General features: G+C 63.0%; 21 protein-coding genes. 9 read left to right on the top strand and 12 right to left on the bottom strand.

Going from position 1 to position 15,224, the window contains the following annotated elements:
• Positions 1 to 22: 22 nt before the first annotated feature.
• The 8 genes from C1A15_RS13865 to C1A15_RS13830 form a co-directional block, all read right to left on the bottom strand.
• Positions 23 to 697: an N-acetylmannosamine-6-phosphate 2-epimerase gene (locus C1A15_RS13865; protein ID WP_101723109.1), complete on the bottom strand. Its 675-nt coding sequence runs from the start codon at positions 695 to 697 to the stop codon at positions 23 to 25.
• Positions 698 to 699: 2 nt separating this feature from the next.
• Positions 700 to 1,644, bottom strand: coding sequence for an ROK family protein (locus tag C1A15_RS13860; protein WP_101723108.1), 945 nt, complete (start codon positions 1,642 to 1,644; stop codon positions 700 to 702).
• Positions 1,645 to 1,657: 13 nt separating this feature from the next.
• Positions 1,658 to 2,650, bottom strand: coding sequence for a dihydrodipicolinate synthase family protein (locus C1A15_RS13855; RefSeq protein ID WP_101723107.1), 993 nt, complete (start codon positions 2,648 to 2,650; stop codon positions 1,658 to 1,660).
• A 142-nt stretch (positions 2,651 to 2,792) separates the two neighbouring features.
• Positions 2,793 to 3,653 carry an ABC transporter ATP-binding protein gene (locus tag C1A15_RS13850; RefSeq protein ID WP_101723106.1) on the bottom strand — a complete coding sequence of 287 codons (861 nt, stop codon included), beginning with the start codon at positions 3,651 to 3,653 and terminating at the stop codon, positions 2,793 to 2,795.
• Positions 3,650 to 5,677, bottom strand: a complete 2,028-nt coding sequence (locus C1A15_RS13845; RefSeq protein ID WP_101723105.1) for a dipeptide/oligopeptide/nickel ABC transporter permease/ATP-binding protein — start codon at positions 5,675 to 5,677, stop codon at positions 3,650 to 3,652. The genes C1A15_RS13850 and C1A15_RS13845 overlap by 4 nt, the downstream gene beginning before the upstream one ends.
• A gap of 4 nt (positions 5,678 to 5,681) precedes the next feature.
• Complete coding sequence (locus tag C1A15_RS13840) at positions 5,682 to 6,638, bottom strand: ABC transporter permease (protein ID WP_101723104.1); 957 nt, start codon at positions 6,636 to 6,638, stop codon at positions 5,682 to 5,684.
• Positions 6,639 to 6,828: 190 nt separating this feature from the next.
• Complete coding sequence (locus C1A15_RS13835) at positions 6,829 to 7,713, bottom strand: SGNH/GDSL hydrolase family protein (RefSeq protein WP_101723103.1); 885 nt, start codon at positions 7,711 to 7,713, stop codon at positions 6,829 to 6,831.
• Between the two features lie 81 nt (positions 7,714 to 7,794).
• A complete protein-coding gene (locus tag C1A15_RS13830) occupies positions 7,795 to 9,414 on the bottom strand; it encodes an ABC transporter substrate-binding protein (RefSeq protein ID WP_101723102.1) in 1,620 nt (539 codons plus the stop codon).
• 231 nt (positions 9,415 to 9,645) lie between these two features.
• Between C1A15_RS13830 and C1A15_RS13825 the strand changes: the two genes are divergently transcribed.
• Positions 9,646 to 9,939, top strand: coding sequence for a PDDEXK family nuclease (locus tag C1A15_RS13825; protein WP_245865035.1), 294 nt, complete (start codon positions 9,646 to 9,648; stop codon positions 9,937 to 9,939).
• A gap of 7 nt (positions 9,940 to 9,946) precedes the next feature.
• On the opposite strand, the gene C1A15_RS13820 is transcribed toward C1A15_RS13825, so the two are convergent.
• From C1A15_RS13820 to C1A15_RS13810, 3 genes are all read right to left on the bottom strand, one after another.
• The gene (locus C1A15_RS13820; protein WP_101723101.1) at positions 9,947 to 11,494 is read right to left on the bottom strand and encodes a recombinase family protein; all 1,548 of its coding nucleotides are present in this window, start codon (positions 11,492 to 11,494) and stop codon (positions 9,947 to 9,949) included.
• Positions 11,495 to 11,575: 81 nt separating this feature from the next.
• Positions 11,576 to 12,052, bottom strand: coding sequence for a hypothetical protein (locus C1A15_RS13815; protein ID WP_146001866.1), 477 nt, complete (start codon positions 12,050 to 12,052; stop codon positions 11,576 to 11,578).
• A gap of 47 nt (positions 12,053 to 12,099) precedes the next feature.
• On the bottom strand, positions 12,100 to 12,519 hold the full coding sequence (locus C1A15_RS13810; RefSeq protein ID WP_180953112.1) for a helix-turn-helix domain-containing protein: 420 nt from the start codon (positions 12,517 to 12,519) through the stop codon (positions 12,100 to 12,102).
• Between the two features lie 147 nt (positions 12,520 to 12,666).
• Here C1A15_RS13810 and C1A15_RS13805 point away from each other — a divergent pair, with 147 nt between their 5' ends.
• The 3 genes from C1A15_RS13805 to C1A15_RS13795 are packed head-to-tail and all read left to right on the top strand — an operon-like array spanning position 12,667 to position 13,374.
• Positions 12,667 to 12,879 (top strand): helix-turn-helix transcriptional regulator, encoded by a 213-nt coding sequence (locus C1A15_RS13805; protein WP_101723099.1) that lies wholly within the window; start codon positions 12,667 to 12,669, stop codon positions 12,877 to 12,879.
• A 14-nt stretch (positions 12,880 to 12,893) separates the two neighbouring features.
• Positions 12,894 to 13,115: a hypothetical protein gene (locus tag C1A15_RS13800; protein WP_101723098.1), complete on the top strand. Its 222-nt coding sequence runs from the start codon at positions 12,894 to 12,896 to the stop codon at positions 13,113 to 13,115.
• Positions 13,116 to 13,128: 13 nt separating this feature from the next.
• Positions 13,129 to 13,374 (top strand): hypothetical protein, encoded by a 246-nt coding sequence (locus tag C1A15_RS13795; RefSeq protein ID WP_101723097.1) that lies wholly within the window; start codon positions 13,129 to 13,131, stop codon positions 13,372 to 13,374.
• Positions 13,375 to 13,526: 152 nt separating this feature from the next.
• Here the strand turns inward: C1A15_RS13795 and C1A15_RS13790 are convergent, their stop codons facing one another.
• Positions 13,527 to 13,949 (bottom strand): hypothetical protein, encoded by a 423-nt coding sequence (locus C1A15_RS13790; RefSeq protein ID WP_101723096.1) that lies wholly within the window; start codon positions 13,947 to 13,949, stop codon positions 13,527 to 13,529.
• A gap of 82 nt (positions 13,950 to 14,031) precedes the next feature.
• Here C1A15_RS13790 and C1A15_RS13785 point away from each other — a divergent pair, with 82 nt between their 5' ends.
• The 5 genes from C1A15_RS13785 to C1A15_RS17080 are packed head-to-tail and all read left to right on the top strand — an operon-like array spanning position 14,032 to position 15,207.
• Complete coding sequence (locus C1A15_RS13785) at positions 14,032 to 14,214, top strand: hypothetical protein (RefSeq protein WP_101723095.1); 183 nt, start codon at positions 14,032 to 14,034, stop codon at positions 14,212 to 14,214.
• Entirely contained in the window at positions 14,204 to 14,371 is a 168-nt protein-coding gene (locus C1A15_RS17085) for a hypothetical protein (protein WP_180953111.1), read from the top strand. The genes C1A15_RS13785 and C1A15_RS17085 overlap by 11 nt, the downstream gene beginning before the upstream one ends.
• Positions 14,368 to 14,670: a hypothetical protein gene (locus C1A15_RS13780; protein ID WP_101723094.1), complete on the top strand. Its 303-nt coding sequence runs from the start codon at positions 14,368 to 14,370 to the stop codon at positions 14,668 to 14,670. The genes C1A15_RS17085 and C1A15_RS13780 overlap by 4 nt, the downstream gene beginning before the upstream one ends.
• Positions 14,667 to 14,867: a hypothetical protein gene (locus tag C1A15_RS13775; RefSeq protein ID WP_101723093.1), complete on the top strand. Its 201-nt coding sequence runs from the start codon at positions 14,667 to 14,669 to the stop codon at positions 14,865 to 14,867. Before C1A15_RS13780 ends, C1A15_RS13775 begins: the two co-directional genes overlap by 4 nt.
• The gene (locus tag C1A15_RS17080; protein WP_180953110.1) at positions 14,860 to 15,207 is read left to right on the top strand and encodes a hypothetical protein; all 348 of its coding nucleotides are present in this window, start codon (positions 14,860 to 14,862) and stop codon (positions 15,205 to 15,207) included. Before C1A15_RS13775 ends, C1A15_RS17080 begins: the two co-directional genes overlap by 8 nt.
• Positions 15,208 to 15,224 lie beyond the last annotated feature (17 nt).

The following is a 15,224-nucleotide window of genomic DNA, read 5'->3' as shown; positions in this document are numbered from 1 at the left end:
GTCCCTCCGTCTCACGGTGGTTCTACGCGATGGCGTTGGCGAACCAGGAGGTGATGGACTGGGGGTGCGTGATGGCGGTGCCCACGACGATGGCGAACGCTCCGGCTTCCATGGCAGCCTGCGCGTCGGCGAGCGTGTGGATGCGGCCCTCGCAGAACACGGGCACGTCGCCCGCCGCGGCGACGGCTTCGCGCAGGAAGGCGAGGTCGGGGCCGTCGGTCTTCTGGCGGCCGCCCGGCACGTAGCCGGCGAGCGTGGTGGACACGATGTCCACGCCTGCTTCGAGCGCGCGGTGCACGTCGTCCATGCAGGCGCAGTCGGCCATGACGAGCGTCTCGCCGCGCAGGGCCGTCACGGTCTCCTCGAAGGTGCGTCCGTCGGGGCGGGGGCGTCCTGTGGCGTCGAGCGCCACCACGTCGGCACCGGCGGCGATGCAGGCGCGCGCGTGGCGCAGCGTCGGGGTGATGTAGACGCCGTCGTGGCCCTCTTTCCACAGGCCGATGACGGGGATCTCCACCTGGCCCTTGATGGCTGCAATGTCGGCGAGGCCCTGGCAGCGGATGGCCGCTGCGCCGCCGCGTTCGGCGGACAGCGCCACCTGTGCCATCGTCTCGGGGTGGCGCATCGGCTCGCCCACGTAGGCCTGGCAGCTGACGATGAGCTTGCCTTCGAGGGCTGCGATCTTAGGATCGGTCATGTTCATCCTTTCAAGGAGTCGAGCAGGTATTCGGCGGCGCCGACGAGGGGGGCTCGGCCACCCAGCGCGGCGTCGACGATGGGCAGTCCGTGCATGATGGGAGGGGCTTGCCGCTCGAAGCCCTCGTGCAGAGCCGCGCGCCATAGGGGCCCGGCGTTGCATACCGAGCCGGAGAGCACGACGAACTCGGGGTCGAGCAGGTCGGCCCACGTGGCGATGGCCTCGCCGAGGACCGCGCCCGCCTCGCGAATGACGCGCCCGGCGAGCTCCTCGCCGTCCGCGGCGCGGCGCGCGATCTCGCCGCCGGCGACGCGCTCGCCTCCGGCGGCGACGTAGCGGGCCTCGATGCCGCTGCCGGCGGCGATGGACTCCAGCTCGCTTGCGGTGCCGCACGTGCGCGGCGTGCCGAGCGCGTCGGGGCAGGGCGTGCGCCCCAGCTCACCGGCGAACCCGTGCGCGCCCAGCAGCACGCGGCCTTCCGCCACGACGGCGCCGCCGAGTCCGGTGCCCGCGGCGATGACGAGGCAGGTCTGCGCGCCGCGCGCCGCGCCCCAGCGGGCTTCGCCGAGGGCGTGCGCCTTCACGTCGTTGAGCACGGCCACGGGCAGGCCGAACGTGGCGCCCAGGTGCGCGGCGACGGGTTGGCCGGTCCAGCCGGGCATGAGCTCGTTGGCGAACGCGATGCCGCCCGTGCGCACGTCCACGCACCCGGCCGTCCCCACGCCGATGCCGGCGATGGTGCCGTCGGCATCGGCCGCCACGTCGCCGACGAGGGCGGTCAGCGTGTCGAGCACGGCATCGCCGCCGCGACCGGCTTCGGTGGGAACGCTGCGCAGCGCAACAACCTCCGGCGCAGCGCCGGCGGCGGGGTAGCGCACAAGCGCCCCCGCCATTTTCGTGCCGCCCACGTCGAGGGCGGCGATCGTGCACGGGTATTCGACGCTCATGCGGTGCCCCCGGCTACTTGCAGGCCGGGGTGCCGGGGACGACGGGGCACGCATCCCAGTGCGCCTGGCGAACCGGCGCGTCGGCGTCCATGAGGCCTGCGCCCTTCAGCACCTCGACGATGTGCTCCACGTCTTCGCCCTCGAGCGCGCACACGGGCTCGCGCATCTGGTTCGTGTTGAACACGCCCATCTGCCACAGCGCCGTTTTGAACGCGCCCACGCCGGCGCCGAAGCCCACGGTGGCCTTCACTTCGCGCGTGACGAACATGAGGCGGGCGAGGTGGTTCTGGATCTCGCGCACGCGCTCCCAGTCGCCGGCCTGCGCCGCGCGCCATTGCTCCACGTAGCTGGCCGGGTCGATGTTCGCGAGGCCCGGCACCGAACCGTCGGCGCCGCTGAGGTACGCGCCGTCGACGACCACCTCGTGGCCGGTCAGCAGCTGCAGCGGGTGGCCGGCGTCCTCGTTCTGCAGGCACAGCCAGCGGAACGACACGTCGTCGCCCGAGGAGTCCTTCACGCCTTGCAGCACGCCGTCCTCGCCGAGGCGTACGAGCATCGTGGGGTCGAGCTTCGTGTGCACGCACGCAGGCAGGTCGTAGGCGAACAGCGGCAGGTCGGTGTACTCGCGGATGGCGCGGAAGTGGCGCTCCACCTCTTTGGGGCCGCCGAGGGCGTAGAAGGGGGCGGTGGCCACGAGGGCGTCCACGCCGTAGCCCGTGGCGCGCTTGGCCTGGTCGACCACGCGCATGGTCTCCATGTCGATGATGCCCGTGAGCACCGGCACTCGGCCGTGAACCATGGCGATGGCCTCCTGCAGCACATGGTAGCGCTGCGCGTCGGTGAGGAAGGCCACCTCGCCGGAGGATCCCAGGAAGAACAGACCGTCGACGCCGGCCTCGATCATGCGGTTGATGGAGCGCTCGAGCGCTTCGAGGTCGAGCTGGCGCTTCTCGGTCAGCGGGATGACGACCGGGGGGATGACGCCGCGGAACGGTGAATCAGTCATAGGAACAAGCCTCTCTTCGTTCGTCGGTAAACGGTAAAAGGGTAAACTCCCTCAGCGCAAGCGTCAACGAATGAGGGCAGGTCACCACAAAGAAAGCGCCCCCGGATCGCAAACCGGGGGCGCGGGCAAAACGGGGTGGGCGCTACTTGCCCAATTCAGGGTGGAGCAGCGATGGGGCTGCGCCCAGCAACAACTTCGTGTAGTCGTGCTGAGGGCGCTCGAACACGTCCTTCGACGCGCCGCGCTCCACGGCCTCGCCGGCGTTCATCACGATGATCTGGTCGGAGATGTAGCGCACCGTCTGGATGTCGTGGCTGATGAACACCATGGACAGGCCGAGATCGCGCTTGAGGTCCATGAGCAGGTTCAGGATCTGCGCGCGCACCGACACGTCCAGCGCGCTCGTGGGCTCGTCGGCGATGATGGCGTCGGGTTCGAGCGACAGGGCGCGCGCGATGGCGACGCGCTGGCGCTGGCCGCCGGACAGCTGGCCCGGCAGGGCGTCGAGCACGGAGTTCGGCAGGCCCACCATCTCGATGAGGTCGAGCACGCGACGCTCGCGCGAATTCTTGTCGCCCACCTTGTGCACCACGAGCGGGTCCATGAGCTGATCGTGCACGCTCATGCGGGCGTTGAGCGCCGTCGCGGGATCCTGGAACACCACCGAGATCACGCGGCCGATGAGGCGCCGCTCGGCGGCCGTGCGCTTCGTCACGTCCTGGCCCTTGAAGTACACCTTGCCCGACGTGGGCTGCTGCAGGCCGCACATCACGTTGGCCGTGGTGGACTTGCCGCAGCCGGACTCGCCCACGATGCCGAGCGTCTGGCCCGGCATGAGCTTGAGGGTGAGGCCGCGCACGGCTTGCACCTTGTTCGGGTGCAGGATGGAGCCCGTGCGCGTCTTGAACGTCACGCGGATATCGTCGAGGAAGATGATGGGGGTGGGCTCGCCCGCCTCCGCTGCGGGCTGGACGCCCGCGTTCATGCGCTCCTGCTCGCTCATATGATGGCACCTCCTGGGACGTACGGTTTGATGCCGAGGCGCTTGAGCTCGCTGTCGGGCAGCTCGGCGAAGTAGTGATCGGTGTCGGCAACGCGCTTGAGCACCGGACGCAGCTGCGAGACCTTGTCAGGATGGCTCGAACGCGGCGTGAAGCGGTCGCCCTCGGGGAAGTCCTTGGGGCTGGGAACGCTGCCGGGCACCTGGTGCAGACGCGTGCCGCCGGCTTCGATGGACAGCACCGAGCCCAAGAGGCCGCGCGTGTACTCGTGCACGGGGTGGCACAGGATGTCGGTGACGGGACCCTGCTCGACCACCTGGCCGGCGTACATGACGGTGATGGAGTTGGCCACTTCGGCGACGAGCGCGAGGTCGTGGCTCACGAACACCATCGCGAAGCCCAGCTCCTTCTGCAGCTTGTTCAAAAGGTCGATGACCTGCTTCTGCACGGTCACGTCGAGGGCCGTGGTGGGCTCGTCGGCGATGATGACCTTCGGGTCGCGCGTCAGCGCCATGGCGATGAGCACGCGCTGGCGCTGGCCGCCCGACAGCTCGTGGGGGTAGGAGTCCAGCGTGCGCTTCGGGTCGAGGCCCACAAGCTCCAGCAGCTCCTCGGCCGTGCGTGTGCCGCCGCGCTTGGTGAGCTGCTTCATCTGCGCCTTGATGAGCATGGACGGGTTGAGCGAGGACAGCGCGTCCTGGTAGATCATGGCGATCTCGCGGCCGCGCAGGGCGTTCATCTGCTTCTGGTTCATGTCGAGCAGGTTCTGCCCGTCGTAGAGCACCTCGCCCGTGACGGTGGCCTTCGGGTCGAGCAGGCCCATGATGGTGAGCGAGGTGATGGACTTGCCGCAGCCGGACTCGCCCACGAGGCCCATGGTCTGGCGCGGGCGCACCACGAAGCTCACGTGGTCGACCACGTTCACGTCGCCGTGGCGCGGGAACTTGATGCACAGGTCCTTGACTTCCAGGATGGGCGGCACGTCGGTGCGCGCCTCGAAGCGGTCGGTGCGCGTCTTCTCGATGGCCTGCAGCTGGGAGAGGCGCTGCTCGAGCATCTCGGCCTGGGCGGCGTAGGCCAGCGTCGGGTCGGCGACCATCTTGTCGGCCTCGCGGTTGGCGGCCAGCGCGTCGTCGGCGGCCTTGACCGGCGCCTTCGGCGCAGCGGCCATGGCGTCGGTGATGCCCTCGGACAGGATGTTGAGGCACAGCACGGTGATCATGATGGCGAGGCCCGGGAACAGCGCCTGCCACCAACGGCCCGCCAGCACGCCCGCACGCGCGTCGGACAAGATGTTGCCCCACGTCGGCGTCGGCTCGGGGATGCCGGCCGAGATGAACGACAGCGAGGCCTCGAACACGATGGCGTCGGCCACGAGCACGATGGTGAACACCATGACCGGGGCGATGCAGTTGCGGATGACGTGCTTCACGAGGATCCACGGGGCGCGGGCGCCCGACACGACGACGGCGCGCACGTAATCCTGGTTGTACTCGCTCACCACGTTGGCGCGCACGATGCGCGCGATCTGCGGGATGTACAGAAAGCCGATGGCGAAGATGAGCGAGGGCACCGAGGGCTTGAACGCGATGACGAACGTGGCGGCCAGCGCGATGCCGGGGAAGGACATGACGACGTCGAGGATGCGCATGATGACTTCCGACACCCATTTGCGCGACACCGCGGCGATGGCGCCGATGATGGAGCCGCAGATGAGCGCGAAGGCCGTGGCGCCGAGGCCGATGACGAGCGAGTAGCGCGCGCCGTACATCATGCGCGACAGCACGTCGCGGCCCTTGTCGTCGGTGCCGAACAGGAACTGGGCGTCGGGAGCCTGGCGTGCCGTGAAGATCTGGAACGGGTCGTGCGGGGCGATGACGTTGGCCAGCACGGCGATCATCGCGATGAGAACGAGCACGACCAGCGAGATGCGCGATCCGATGCTCATGGCCTTCCAGCGGCGGAAATGCACCTTGCCGGGGTTGGCTTCCATCTTCTCAGTGAGGTTTCCACGTAGTTTCACCATGTTGCTACACCGTCCTGATTCGCGGATCGATCAGGATATAAAGCATATCCACGATAATGTTGATAACGATGAACGTGATGGCCACCACGAGCACGACGCCCTGCACGAGCATCGTGTAGCTGGACTGGATGCCCGAGAGGATGGCCATGCCCATGCCGGGGAGGTTGAAGATGACCTCGATGACCACGGCGCCGCCGATGAGGTAGCCGATGCGCAGGCCGAGCACCGTCACGGGGGTGATCAGCGCGTTGCGCAACACGTTGCGGGCCACCACGATGCGCTTCGGGATGCCGGCGCCGAGGGCCGTGCGCACGTAGTCCTTGTCGAGCTCCTCGACCATGGACGTGCGGATGACGCGGGTGAGCTGTCCGGCTACGGGGATGCCCAGCGCGAAGGCCGGCATGGCCATGCGGGCGAACCATCCGGCGGGATCGGCCGTGATGGAGGGCAGCGGCCCGGAGGCGGGCAGCACATGCAGCATCGACGAGAACAGAAGGATCATGAGCACCGCCAGCCAGAACGACGGCGTCGCGATGCAGGCGATGGAGAACACGCGGATGATCTGGTCGGGCCATCGATCTCGGTACAGGGCCGAGATCACGCCTAAGATCACCGCGATCACCACGCCGATGATGAGGCCGAAGAACGTCAGCTGCAACGTGACGGGCAGCGCCTCTCCGATGCGGTCGGCCACCGAAGCGCTGTTCGCGCCGTAGGTGCCCAGGTCGCCTTGGAATAGGCCGACGATGAAGTTGCCGTATTGGACGAGGACGGGATCGTTCAATCCGTGCTCCTCGCGATACTGCTCGGCTTGGGCTTCAGTGGCATTCTCGCCAAGGACCGAATACGCCTGGTCGATGGGAGAGAGCGCCATGATGAAGAAGACGAGGATGGTGACACCGAAGATCATGATCGGCAGCGCTATGAGGCGTCTTCCGATTAATCGTAGCAGGTTGCTCACCGTATCCCCCTTTCGCTTCGTGGGCCCGAAAGCCCGCTTGCACTGACAACTGCTGCCTGCATCGCGCGCGCAGGCGCGGTAAGCGTGTAGACAACCAACCGTATTTTATCTGATCTGCGGTGATTATGCAGAGAAATAAGAGCGATCTTGAGCCATATCCGACGCCGCCGGAGCGGGCGTGCCGTCGAGGCTATTCCCGGCCCCGCTCGCACACGAGAAACCAGCTGCTTCCCGTGCCGCGCGCGTGCGCGCAGCCCACGCACGCGTCGCCGCGGCAGAGCTCTTCGGAGCGCAAGGAGGCGTCGAAGAGGCCGGCTGGCAGCGAGCGCGCGTCGGCGTCTCCGTCCTCGACGCACGACGCGACCATCGCGGCCAGCTGGCGCATGCCGCGCGCGTCGGGATGGGTGCCGTCCACGGCCTCGTAGTCGACGCCGTAGGCCTCGAGGTCGGCCACGCGGCAGCCGTGCTCGCGCGCCGACGTGCGGATGGCGTCGTTGTAGGCGCGAAACGGCGCGCCGCGCAGATTCCAGGCGAACGTGGGGCGTTCCTCGCCTGCCACGCGGCCAGGGCAGAGCGTGCAGCACCACACGTCGGTCTGCGGATACGTTGCGCGCAGCCGGCTGAGCAGCAGGTCGTAGGCGGCGCGGAATCGCGCGACGGCGTCGGGGGAGGCGTATCCGGGGGCGTGCGGTGCGATGGCGTCGAGGTCGAGCGTTGCGGGCAGCGCGTTGCCGCGACCGGCGGCCTGCGCCGCCGCGCCGCCCCAGCCGTAGTCGTTGATGCCCATGAACACGATGACGACATCGGGCTGCACGCCGTCTTCGGCCAGGGCGTCGATGCGCTCCTGGCTGCTTCCGGCAGGAAAGCCCGCTCCTTCCACGAGGCTGCCCGAGAAGGAGCTGTTCGCCAGCAGGCGTGCGCCCAAGCGGGCGACCACCTGGGACCACCAGGTGTCGGCGGGGTTCTGCACGCCGGTGCTCGCGCGGCGCTCGCCCTCGTAGAACACGCGGTAACCCGGCGGGTTGCATCCGTCGAACGTGCTGATGGAGTCACCGAGAATGGAGATGGATCGCATGGGGCCTCTTTCTCAAAAGCAAGGGCCCGCCCCTTGCGGAGCGAGCCCTTTCGTTGCGTTTACCTCAGATGATGCGTGCGCTTACGCCTTCGCGCTGGCGCCGAGGAACACGAGGCCCGTCGTGGCGATGGGCTCGAAGCCGGTGATCTGCTCGGCCTGGTAGCCGGTGGCGACCGCACGATGGAACAGCGGGTACAGCGGCACTTCTTCGGCCAGCAGGTCGAAGCACTTGTTCCACAGCTCCTGCTGCTCGTTGCCGGTGGCTTCGCGAGCCTGCTGCATGAGCGTCTGCAGCTCGTCGAACTTGCCGTCGCCGGCCTTCTTCCAGCACGTGCGGCCCTGGGTCCAGATGTTGTCGCCGTACCACCAGGACATCAGCAGGTCGGGGTCGTTGCCGAAGCAGGTCGGGTCGCCCGGGGTGAGCATGACGTCGTAGGACAGCACGTCGGCGGACTCGGCGTACTCGCTCCAGTTGATCTTCTGTTCGGCGATGGTGCAGTCGACGCCCGCGGCCTTGAGGTCTTCCTTGATCTGCGGGGCGAGGTCCTTCACCCAGTTGTTGTTCACGACGAGCGTGAAGGCCAGGTTCTCGGCACCGGCTTCCGCCAGCAGGCTCTTCGCCTTCTCCACGTCGTGCGTGTACACCGTGGACGCCTTGTGGAAGTTCGGATGCTCCTTGTTCAGGAAGCCCTCGACGGCGGCAGCATGGCCGGCCATCTGGTTGTTGATGAGCTTGTCCACGTCGACGGCATAGTAGAACGCCTGGCGGACGCGCTTGTCGTTGAAGGGCTCCTTCAGCGTGTTGAACATGAAGAACGGCTGGTTGAAGCCCTGGATGTAGTCGACGGACGCGCCGGCGGCCGTGAGCTGCTCGGCGTTGGCGTCGGGCACGTTCTCCATGACCTGGACCGTGGCCTCCTGCAGGGCGGTCGTGCGGGCCGTGTTGTCAAGCAGGATGTTCCAATGCATCTCGTCGGCCGTGGGCACGTAGGTGCCGTTGTAGTTCTCGTTCGGCAGGAACTTGATGGTGCCGCCGTCGTCGCCGTTCACCGTGTCGTACTTCCACGGGCCGGAGCCGATGGGCATGGTCTTCAGCTGATCGTCGGTCAGGGACGCGGGGAACACCTTGACCACGCTCAGACGGCCCTTGAGCAGGCTGTCGAAGGGGTACTTGAGCGTGATGGTCACCGTCTTGTCGTCCTTGGCGGCCACCGTGTCGATGAACGACAGGAAGGCGCCGCAGGTGGCGTCGGCCATGTTCAGCTCGAACGCGTTCACCACGTCGGCCGTGGTCACGTCCGTGCCGTCGGAGAACTTGGCGCCGTCGCGCAGGGCGACCTCGTACTCGGTGTCGGAGACCTTCGTGGGCTCGCCGGCGGCAAGCGCGTTGTAGGTCTTGTAGGTGTGCAGGTCGAGGTCGTACAGGCCCTCGAACACGTGCCACGTGGCCGCCAGCATGAGCGCCGAGCCGCCGTTGAGGCCGACCGGGTTGACGTTGGTGGACGTGTAGGCGCAGGCGCCGGTCAGCGTGCCGCCCTGAGCGGCCGCACCGGTGTCGGTCGTGCCCGCATCGGTCGACGGGGTGTCCGTCGTGCTGCCGCCACCGCAACCGGCCAGGCTCAGGCCGGCCGCTGCGGCTGCAACGGCGCTGCCCGCCAGAAACGTGCGGCGAGACAAAGACGCTTTCATAGGCTGTTCCATTTGGTTTCCCTCCATTTCGGTATCGGGGCAGGAGGCCCCGAACGTACGTGCGTGCTTGCGCACGCGCACAACAGCACTGCACATTATCGGGGAAAACCCTGAGAAAATAAAGAACCTGTAAGCTCAATGTTGCGATTATTATTTCGATGAGAGAATAATTCACCTGGGGAAATCAGTGGTATCATGCGCGGCATGGTTCGAACTACACATAAAAGTAACGGTTGGCTAACGGTGTTCCTCAGGGCCGAAAACGAGCCGTTTCCCGCGCTGGCGGCCCGTCTTGGGCGTCCGGCGCTGCCTGCGCCCGCCAAGCTTCTGGCACCGCCCGCATCGAGCGAGGCCGTGCGCAAGTCGATGATGGGCAACAAGCGCAGCAACACGAAGCCCGAGCTGCTCGTGCGCCAGCGCCTGCGCGCGGCGGGCCTGACGGGCTACCGGCTGCAGTGGAAGGTGCCCGGGCACCCCGACATCGCGTGGCCCGGCAAGAAGGTGGCGCTGTTCGTGAACGGGTGCTTCGATTGGTGATACATGTCTACCGCAAAAAAATTACGAGACGCACTTTGTTATCCGGCACGTACGGCGCTGTATCGTTGTAGTAGTCGATGCGCTTGATAATACCCCTGAGCACGTCGTTCTTCGCTTTCGCCGACAGATCGTCATCAAGCAGGGCCTCGATGCAGCCCCTCAACGAGGCGACTGTGGCTTCGCTGTACTCAGGAGGCTTGGCATCTGCGATAGCTTGCTCCACTTCTTCGATGTGGTTGTCGATGGCTTCCTTGCGAACCTTGAATTCTTCGATGGTATATGCGCCGGCTTCGTAGGCCTCCATCGCCCTGCTGCGTGCTGCACCTGCTTTGATCAGCTCGGACTTAAGGGCGTTGAGGTGAATCGTATACTCGCTTGTTTTATCGATCTCGCCGACATGAAATTCGACATCAGCTAAGAGCTTGCGCAAGGCTGTCACCAAAACATCCATGACGAGCGTTTCCCTTGCCCCACGGCATCCGTCGCAGGGGCGCGTCATGGCTTTCGGTCGCTTATGCACGAAGAAGTAGGCTTGGCTTTTACCCGAACTCATCTGATGGTGATCCATGGCGTAGCCGCATTTCCCGCATTTGAGGAGCTGGCTCAATGGATTTTTGAGCTGTAGGCCCTTGCGCAGGTGAGCGGACTCGACGAGCTTGCCGGTGATCTTCTTGAAGCGCTCCTCGCTGATGCCGCCTTTTCCGTAGTGGAGGCCCTTTACGCAAATTGGGTTTTGGTTTTGTGCCCGAACTTTTCGCGTTTCGAAAGTCTCGGGATCAAATACACGCTTGGTAACGTTTTTACCGTAGGTCACATAGCCGCAATTTGCAACGTTGAGGGCGATTGCGCGAATTGCCGCCGCCGTCCAATGATGTCCGCCTCGCGCGGTACGGATGCCCTCGTTGCTGTACATCGTCGCGATGGCGTTGCAGCCTACATCCGACTCAAGTAGATCGTAAATGCGAAGCATGTTGCCGTGGTTCTCGTCCGGCTCAAGCTGCCATAGACCCTTGATGCGTACTGCACGCCATCCATAAGGCGTGCGCCCGGTAGCCTGCCAACGCCCCTCCTTCGCCGAGCTCACCTTTCCGCGCGTCAGGCGCGAGGTGATGCTGTCGAGCTCGTCTTCCGAGTTCCGCAGATCGTTTTTGAGCTGCTTCATGTCGGACTTCGAATTCGGATCGTAGTTCTTCTCCTCGGTGAGGAGCCACGTGTTCGTGTAACGAAATGCGTTTACGATCTTCTCTTGGTCGCTGCCGCCGCCGCGACCCAACCGCGATGCTTCGACGGCATAGACCGCATCCCATGTATTGCTTGCGATGTCGGCGAGGAGTTGTTTGACATCCGGGCGTCCACTGATGGTTTCCCCGCTTACGACTTCGCGGTACCACTTCGCTATCTTGTGGCCGTTGTCTTCGGCCAATCCTTCTATGATTGCTTGGTGACGCTCGAGCGTCTTGTATGCACCGAGTTTCTCGCGCTCCTCGTCTTCGCGAGACTTACGCAGATACGCACAACACGCCCAGTCGGTGGGCGTAGGCATGGTAGAATGCATGCGACCGCTCCTTCCGTTGGAGTTGGTTTTATTGCCGAGCCTCGCGCAGGGTTGCAGCCCATATGCGCGAGGCTTTTCTTGCTACAGAAAATCTCGACTCAGATTGTCGGTCTTAGTAGCGATTCCACAGAGCTTTCTCAATATGTCAGCAGTCGTATCAAGAGATGACGATTGCTGATCCGGATCCGTGAAGACAAGATTCTCATCGCTGCCACCACCACTCCTGTAATCAATCACGAGTGCGGTCTTGCGAGTTTTCCCTTTGAGGGCAGATGCAGCGCCGGCAATAGCACCTACGCCGCCGAGTAAGATTCCTCCAGTGACGGCTCTTCCGACCGCTGATGCCTCGTTTTCAAACAGTTCACTACCACAGCGAACATCGGTCACCTGATCGTACTTGAGCTTGGCAACTTTGCTTTTGTCTACGGATTCGATTTTCATGTAGTCGTCGTAGAGCAACACATTACATGGCTCGTTAGGCTTAAAAGAACCGAAAGGCTCGGCTGTTTGAAGACGTAGCTTGAGAAGATGTTTGTCCTTATTCGAAAAGAATCCCATGTAGCCTCCTAATTGATAACGTGCGCTTATAGCGTAAATTTTATACGTCAAGCGATGCCGGAACTTTGATTATCTTGCACATGGGTACTTTTGACGTCAATGACCATCTCCGGGTTGCAAGTTAGATCCTCCGCGTAGGTGACGACTTTTCTTTTCCCTTTGTCATTGAGCTTGTCGCAAGCAATATGGAGAGCCCTCATGATCGGATCTTCTGGATCAAGATGTTCTCCTTCATCCTTTACACCAAGGAGCCAGCTGGTAGAGCATTCGAGGAGTTCGCAGAGCTGAACAATCATGCTTGATCGTATTTCGCGTCCGTATTCGTAGTTTTGATAAGCGGGCTGGGTAATACCAAAAAACTCAGCCATTTGGGATTGTGTGTATCCCTTAGCTTTCCGAGCGGTTGCAAGTCGCATGCCAAGTTCTTTATCAATCCTCTCCTTGGCGGTGGTTTTCTTTTTGGTCATATCAGACTCCTGTTCCTTGTCTACAGGAACTATAACAACTATTTGGTCATAGCACAAGAAATTGTTATAAACTGCTTGAACTATAAGATATGCTTTGTTATATTCGGAACACATACAAGTACTTATATTCCTTTTGGAGGTGATCTGATGCAAAACAACATTGCCAAGCTGCGTAATGATCTCGGGATTAGCCGCCAGCAGCTCGCGGAAAAGATCGGCGTCCATAAGAACACGGTCATCAATTGGGAGACCGGGGCGACCGATATGAAGTCGACCGACCTGGTGAAGATGGCGGAAGTGTTCGGTTGTGGGACTGACGAAATTCTGCTTCCAGGCCTTGACGAGCTCAAAGCAAGCTAAGGAGCGATCCGGCTATGGACGAAAACACGAATGAACCGCTGCTGTCTGTCATCGCAGAACTGCGGAATATGCGCGCCCGTGCAGCTCGTTCAGAGAATCGCATGCATTGCAGGATCCTCGATGCTGAAGCAGATGCCGACGAACTATTGCATCACGAGTGGCTGCTCGGTCGGTTCTCGGGCATCTCCGAAGCGCTTGCATGCGTTGAGAGCTTCGTCGAGCGCGAAGCGAATTAGGGAAGGAGCAGGTATGAGCTGCAAAGAACTGACCGTCAAGATCGACGGTTCCGAGATTAAGGATGCCGTGGCTGCCGCGATCCGCGAGTACAAAGCTGAGCAGCGGCGCGCGTTTTCGCGCGTCGGGGACACGCTCATCGATCTCGATACCGGGCGGAAGTACGTGGTGACGAGCGTCGATGGTTATAAAACTTATGTCGGAGATCTCCGCATGAGCGTCAGTTCGGAGCCAGTCAGCCTGACCGTAAGGCCGATCTAGCTCCAATCTGTACCTTCAAAACTGAATACCTGCATGCTTGGCGGCTGGAAAGGAGCCTCCAATGAGTAAAAGATCCTGGGTGCTGCTCGCTGTTGCATTCATCGTGAGCTACACGGTCGCGTTCATGTTGGGCAGACTGCTTTACCTGTCTCTCATCGGTTGAAGAAGTAGGAGAGCCAGCTTAAGAGCCATGATCCAAGCGCACCGCTGAACAATCCTAGAATGCCTCCAGCTACGGCACCGTAAGACGCAACTTTGTAATCATGCCGTCTCTGATCGTCGGAGCGCTTCTTCTCTGCCGCGACGCTCGCTTCGTAGTCGCGAATGAAATCGATCCCTTTTTGGGTCAGCTCGAAGAATACGAAACCGTCGTCGACGCTGAAGCCGGTTATCAGGCCGACGCTGTCAAGGCCCCTATACACCTCGCTGCGCCTATCGTCGAATCCCGCTCCGTTGGGCTGGAGCCTGTTCGTTGCCAGTTCCTTGACGTTATCGCCGTGTTCCTCTGCTTCGACCAGAAGGGCCAGCTCGTCGTACTCGCTGCTTTGCAGATCGATCATGTTGACTGTATACATGCTCGCCTCCGTTTCTATGAGGACGATTCTACCAAAGCCGCTAGGCATGCAGGTATTCCGGATAACGAAAGGAGTGAAGAGGATGAACGACATGGACGCTGTGGTGATCCGCGAGGGCACGTACGAACACCAAAGCAAGCACGGAATCGCTGTCGTGCACGTGCCTCACGATGTGACGGTGGGAGACATCGCGCCGACGTTCGCGCGCTTCGTGCGTGCATGCCAAACCGACGAAGACAAGAAAGGAAGTAAGGATGCCGCATAAAAAAGAAGCGCGCCAGACCTGGAAAGCTGGGCGCGCAACTGTGCGAGAGCACGACCGCAGTATATCACAAGCCGAGTTCGAGCGGGGTTGCCGCACGCTGCCGCTCGCGTTCGTGGCCATGGTCGCGCTGTACGCGCTTTGGGAGGTGCTCGTATGATCGGCCAGGACGTTTCAGCCAACGAAAAGACTTACACCAAGGCCGACGTGATGCGCGCGCTCGCGCTTGTTGAGGCGCCGATCGCGAAAGACCCTAAAGCTATCGTTCTTGAGAAGGCCGTCGCGGAGTTCAATCTGGTCAATACCGGAGCCAACCTCTTGGCTGATGCCCTCATCGACGGTATGGGCCAGGAAGAGGTGAGCCGCCGCAAGCTCGCGGAGTGCTTCAAGATCGCGCTCCGCAATATTCTCGAAATGGCGCGCAAAGGCATCAATACCGACCTGGGAGGCATCGCGTGAGGGGCTTTCGCGCGGCGAAACGCCCGAGCGCCGCCGCGGGCCCCATCGCATCCGGTCGAAGCGAACGCGCCGGCAAGGTCTACCTGCCGCCGATCCGCGAGGTGCTGCGCGAGAACGCGAGGCTTCGCCGCGAGAACGTGGAGATGCGCATCGAGCTCGACTGCTTGCGTGAGATGGGAGGAGAGCGCCATGGGTAGCATCGCGCGTCCGAGCCTAGTCACCGTCAAGATTATCGACGACGGGGAGGGATCGGGCCCCAAATCCGGCATTATGGTCTACCGCTCGCAGGTTGACTCTTTCGGCGAGCAGATCGTGGAGAGCTGCATGCGAGGCGGGATGCGCCGCTTCGATTTCAGTCTAGGAATCGCCGCCGCAGTGGATGCGATCGCCAACGGTAGGCTCGATATCCTGCGCCCCATTGAAACGGTGGCGATGCTGCAGCACGATGTGTACAGCGTCAACGCATGCAAACGTCCCCAGGCGACCGATGTTATGGATCGCTACTGCCGCAGCCTCGGAGGCGGCAGTGCAAGCTAGGCCGGCAGACTTCCCCT

The sequence above is a fragment of the Eggerthella timonensis genome (assembly GCF_900184265.1).
Classification (GTDB): Bacteria; Actinomycetota; Coriobacteriia; order Coriobacteriales; family Eggerthellaceae; genus Eggerthella; species Eggerthella timonensis.
The sequence above is the reverse complement of the archived record's forward strand: the minus strand, read 5'-3'. Positions and strand labels throughout refer to the sequence as shown.

What these genes read in the sequence shown, in the direction of transcription:
- C1A15_RS13785 (WP_101723095.1), top strand. Translation starts at nt 14,032, where the DNA reads ATGAACGACATGGACGCTGTGGTGATCCGCGAGGGCACGTACGAACAC.
- C1A15_RS13850 (WP_101723106.1), bottom strand. Translation starts at nt 3,653, where the DNA reads ATGAGCGAGCAGGAGCGCATGAACGCGGGCGTCCAGCCCGCAGCGGAG.
- C1A15_RS13830 (WP_101723102.1), bottom strand. Translation starts at nt 9,414, where the DNA reads ATGGAACAGCCTATGAAAGCGTCTTTGTCTCGCCGCACGTTTCTGGCG.
- C1A15_RS13845 (WP_101723105.1), bottom strand. Translation starts at nt 5,677, where the DNA reads ATGGTGAAACTACGTGGAAACCTCACTGAGAAGATGGAAGCCAACCCC.
- C1A15_RS13790 (WP_101723096.1), bottom strand. Translation starts at nt 13,949, where the DNA reads ATGTATACAGTCAACATGATCGATCTGCAAAGCAGCGAGTACGACGAG.
- C1A15_RS13865 (WP_101723109.1), bottom strand. Translation starts at nt 697, where the DNA reads ATGACCGATCCTAAGATCGCAGCCCTCGAAGGCAAGCTCATCGTCAGC.
- C1A15_RS13835 (WP_101723103.1), bottom strand. Translation starts at nt 7,713, where the DNA reads ATGCGATCCATCTCCATTCTCGGTGACTCCATCAGCACGTTCGACGGA.
- C1A15_RS13780 (WP_101723094.1), top strand. Translation starts at nt 14,368, where the DNA reads ATGATCGGCCAGGACGTTTCAGCCAACGAAAAGACTTACACCAAGGCC.
- C1A15_RS13820 (WP_101723101.1), bottom strand. Translation starts at nt 11,494, where the DNA reads ATGCATTCTACCATGCCTACGCCCACCGACTGGGCGTGTTGTGCGTAT.
- C1A15_RS13800 (WP_101723098.1), top strand. Translation starts at nt 12,894, where the DNA reads ATGGACGAAAACACGAATGAACCGCTGCTGTCTGTCATCGCAGAACTG.
- C1A15_RS17080 (WP_180953110.1), top strand. Translation starts at nt 14,860, where the DNA reads ATGGGTAGCATCGCGCGTCCGAGCCTAGTCACCGTCAAGATTATCGAC.
- C1A15_RS13810 (WP_180953112.1), bottom strand. Translation starts at nt 12,519, where the DNA reads ATGACCAAAAAGAAAACCACCGCCAAGGAGAGGATTGATAAAGAACTT.
- C1A15_RS13805 (WP_101723099.1), top strand. Translation starts at nt 12,667, where the DNA reads ATGCAAAACAACATTGCCAAGCTGCGTAATGATCTCGGGATTAGCCGC.
- C1A15_RS13815 (WP_146001866.1), bottom strand. Translation starts at nt 12,052, where the DNA reads ATGGGATTCTTTTCGAATAAGGACAAACATCTTCTCAAGCTACGTCTT.
- C1A15_RS13860 (WP_101723108.1), bottom strand. Translation starts at nt 1,644, where the DNA reads ATGAGCGTCGAATACCCGTGCACGATCGCCGCCCTCGACGTGGGCGGC.
- C1A15_RS13795 (WP_101723097.1), top strand. Translation starts at nt 13,129, where the DNA reads ATGAGCTGCAAAGAACTGACCGTCAAGATCGACGGTTCCGAGATTAAG.
- C1A15_RS13855 (WP_101723107.1), bottom strand. Translation starts at nt 2,650, where the DNA reads ATGACTGATTCACCGTTCCGCGGCGTCATCCCCCCGGTCGTCATCCCG.
- C1A15_RS17085 (WP_180953111.1), top strand. Translation starts at nt 14,204, where the DNA reads ATGCCGCATAAAAAAGAAGCGCGCCAGACCTGGAAAGCTGGGCGCGCA.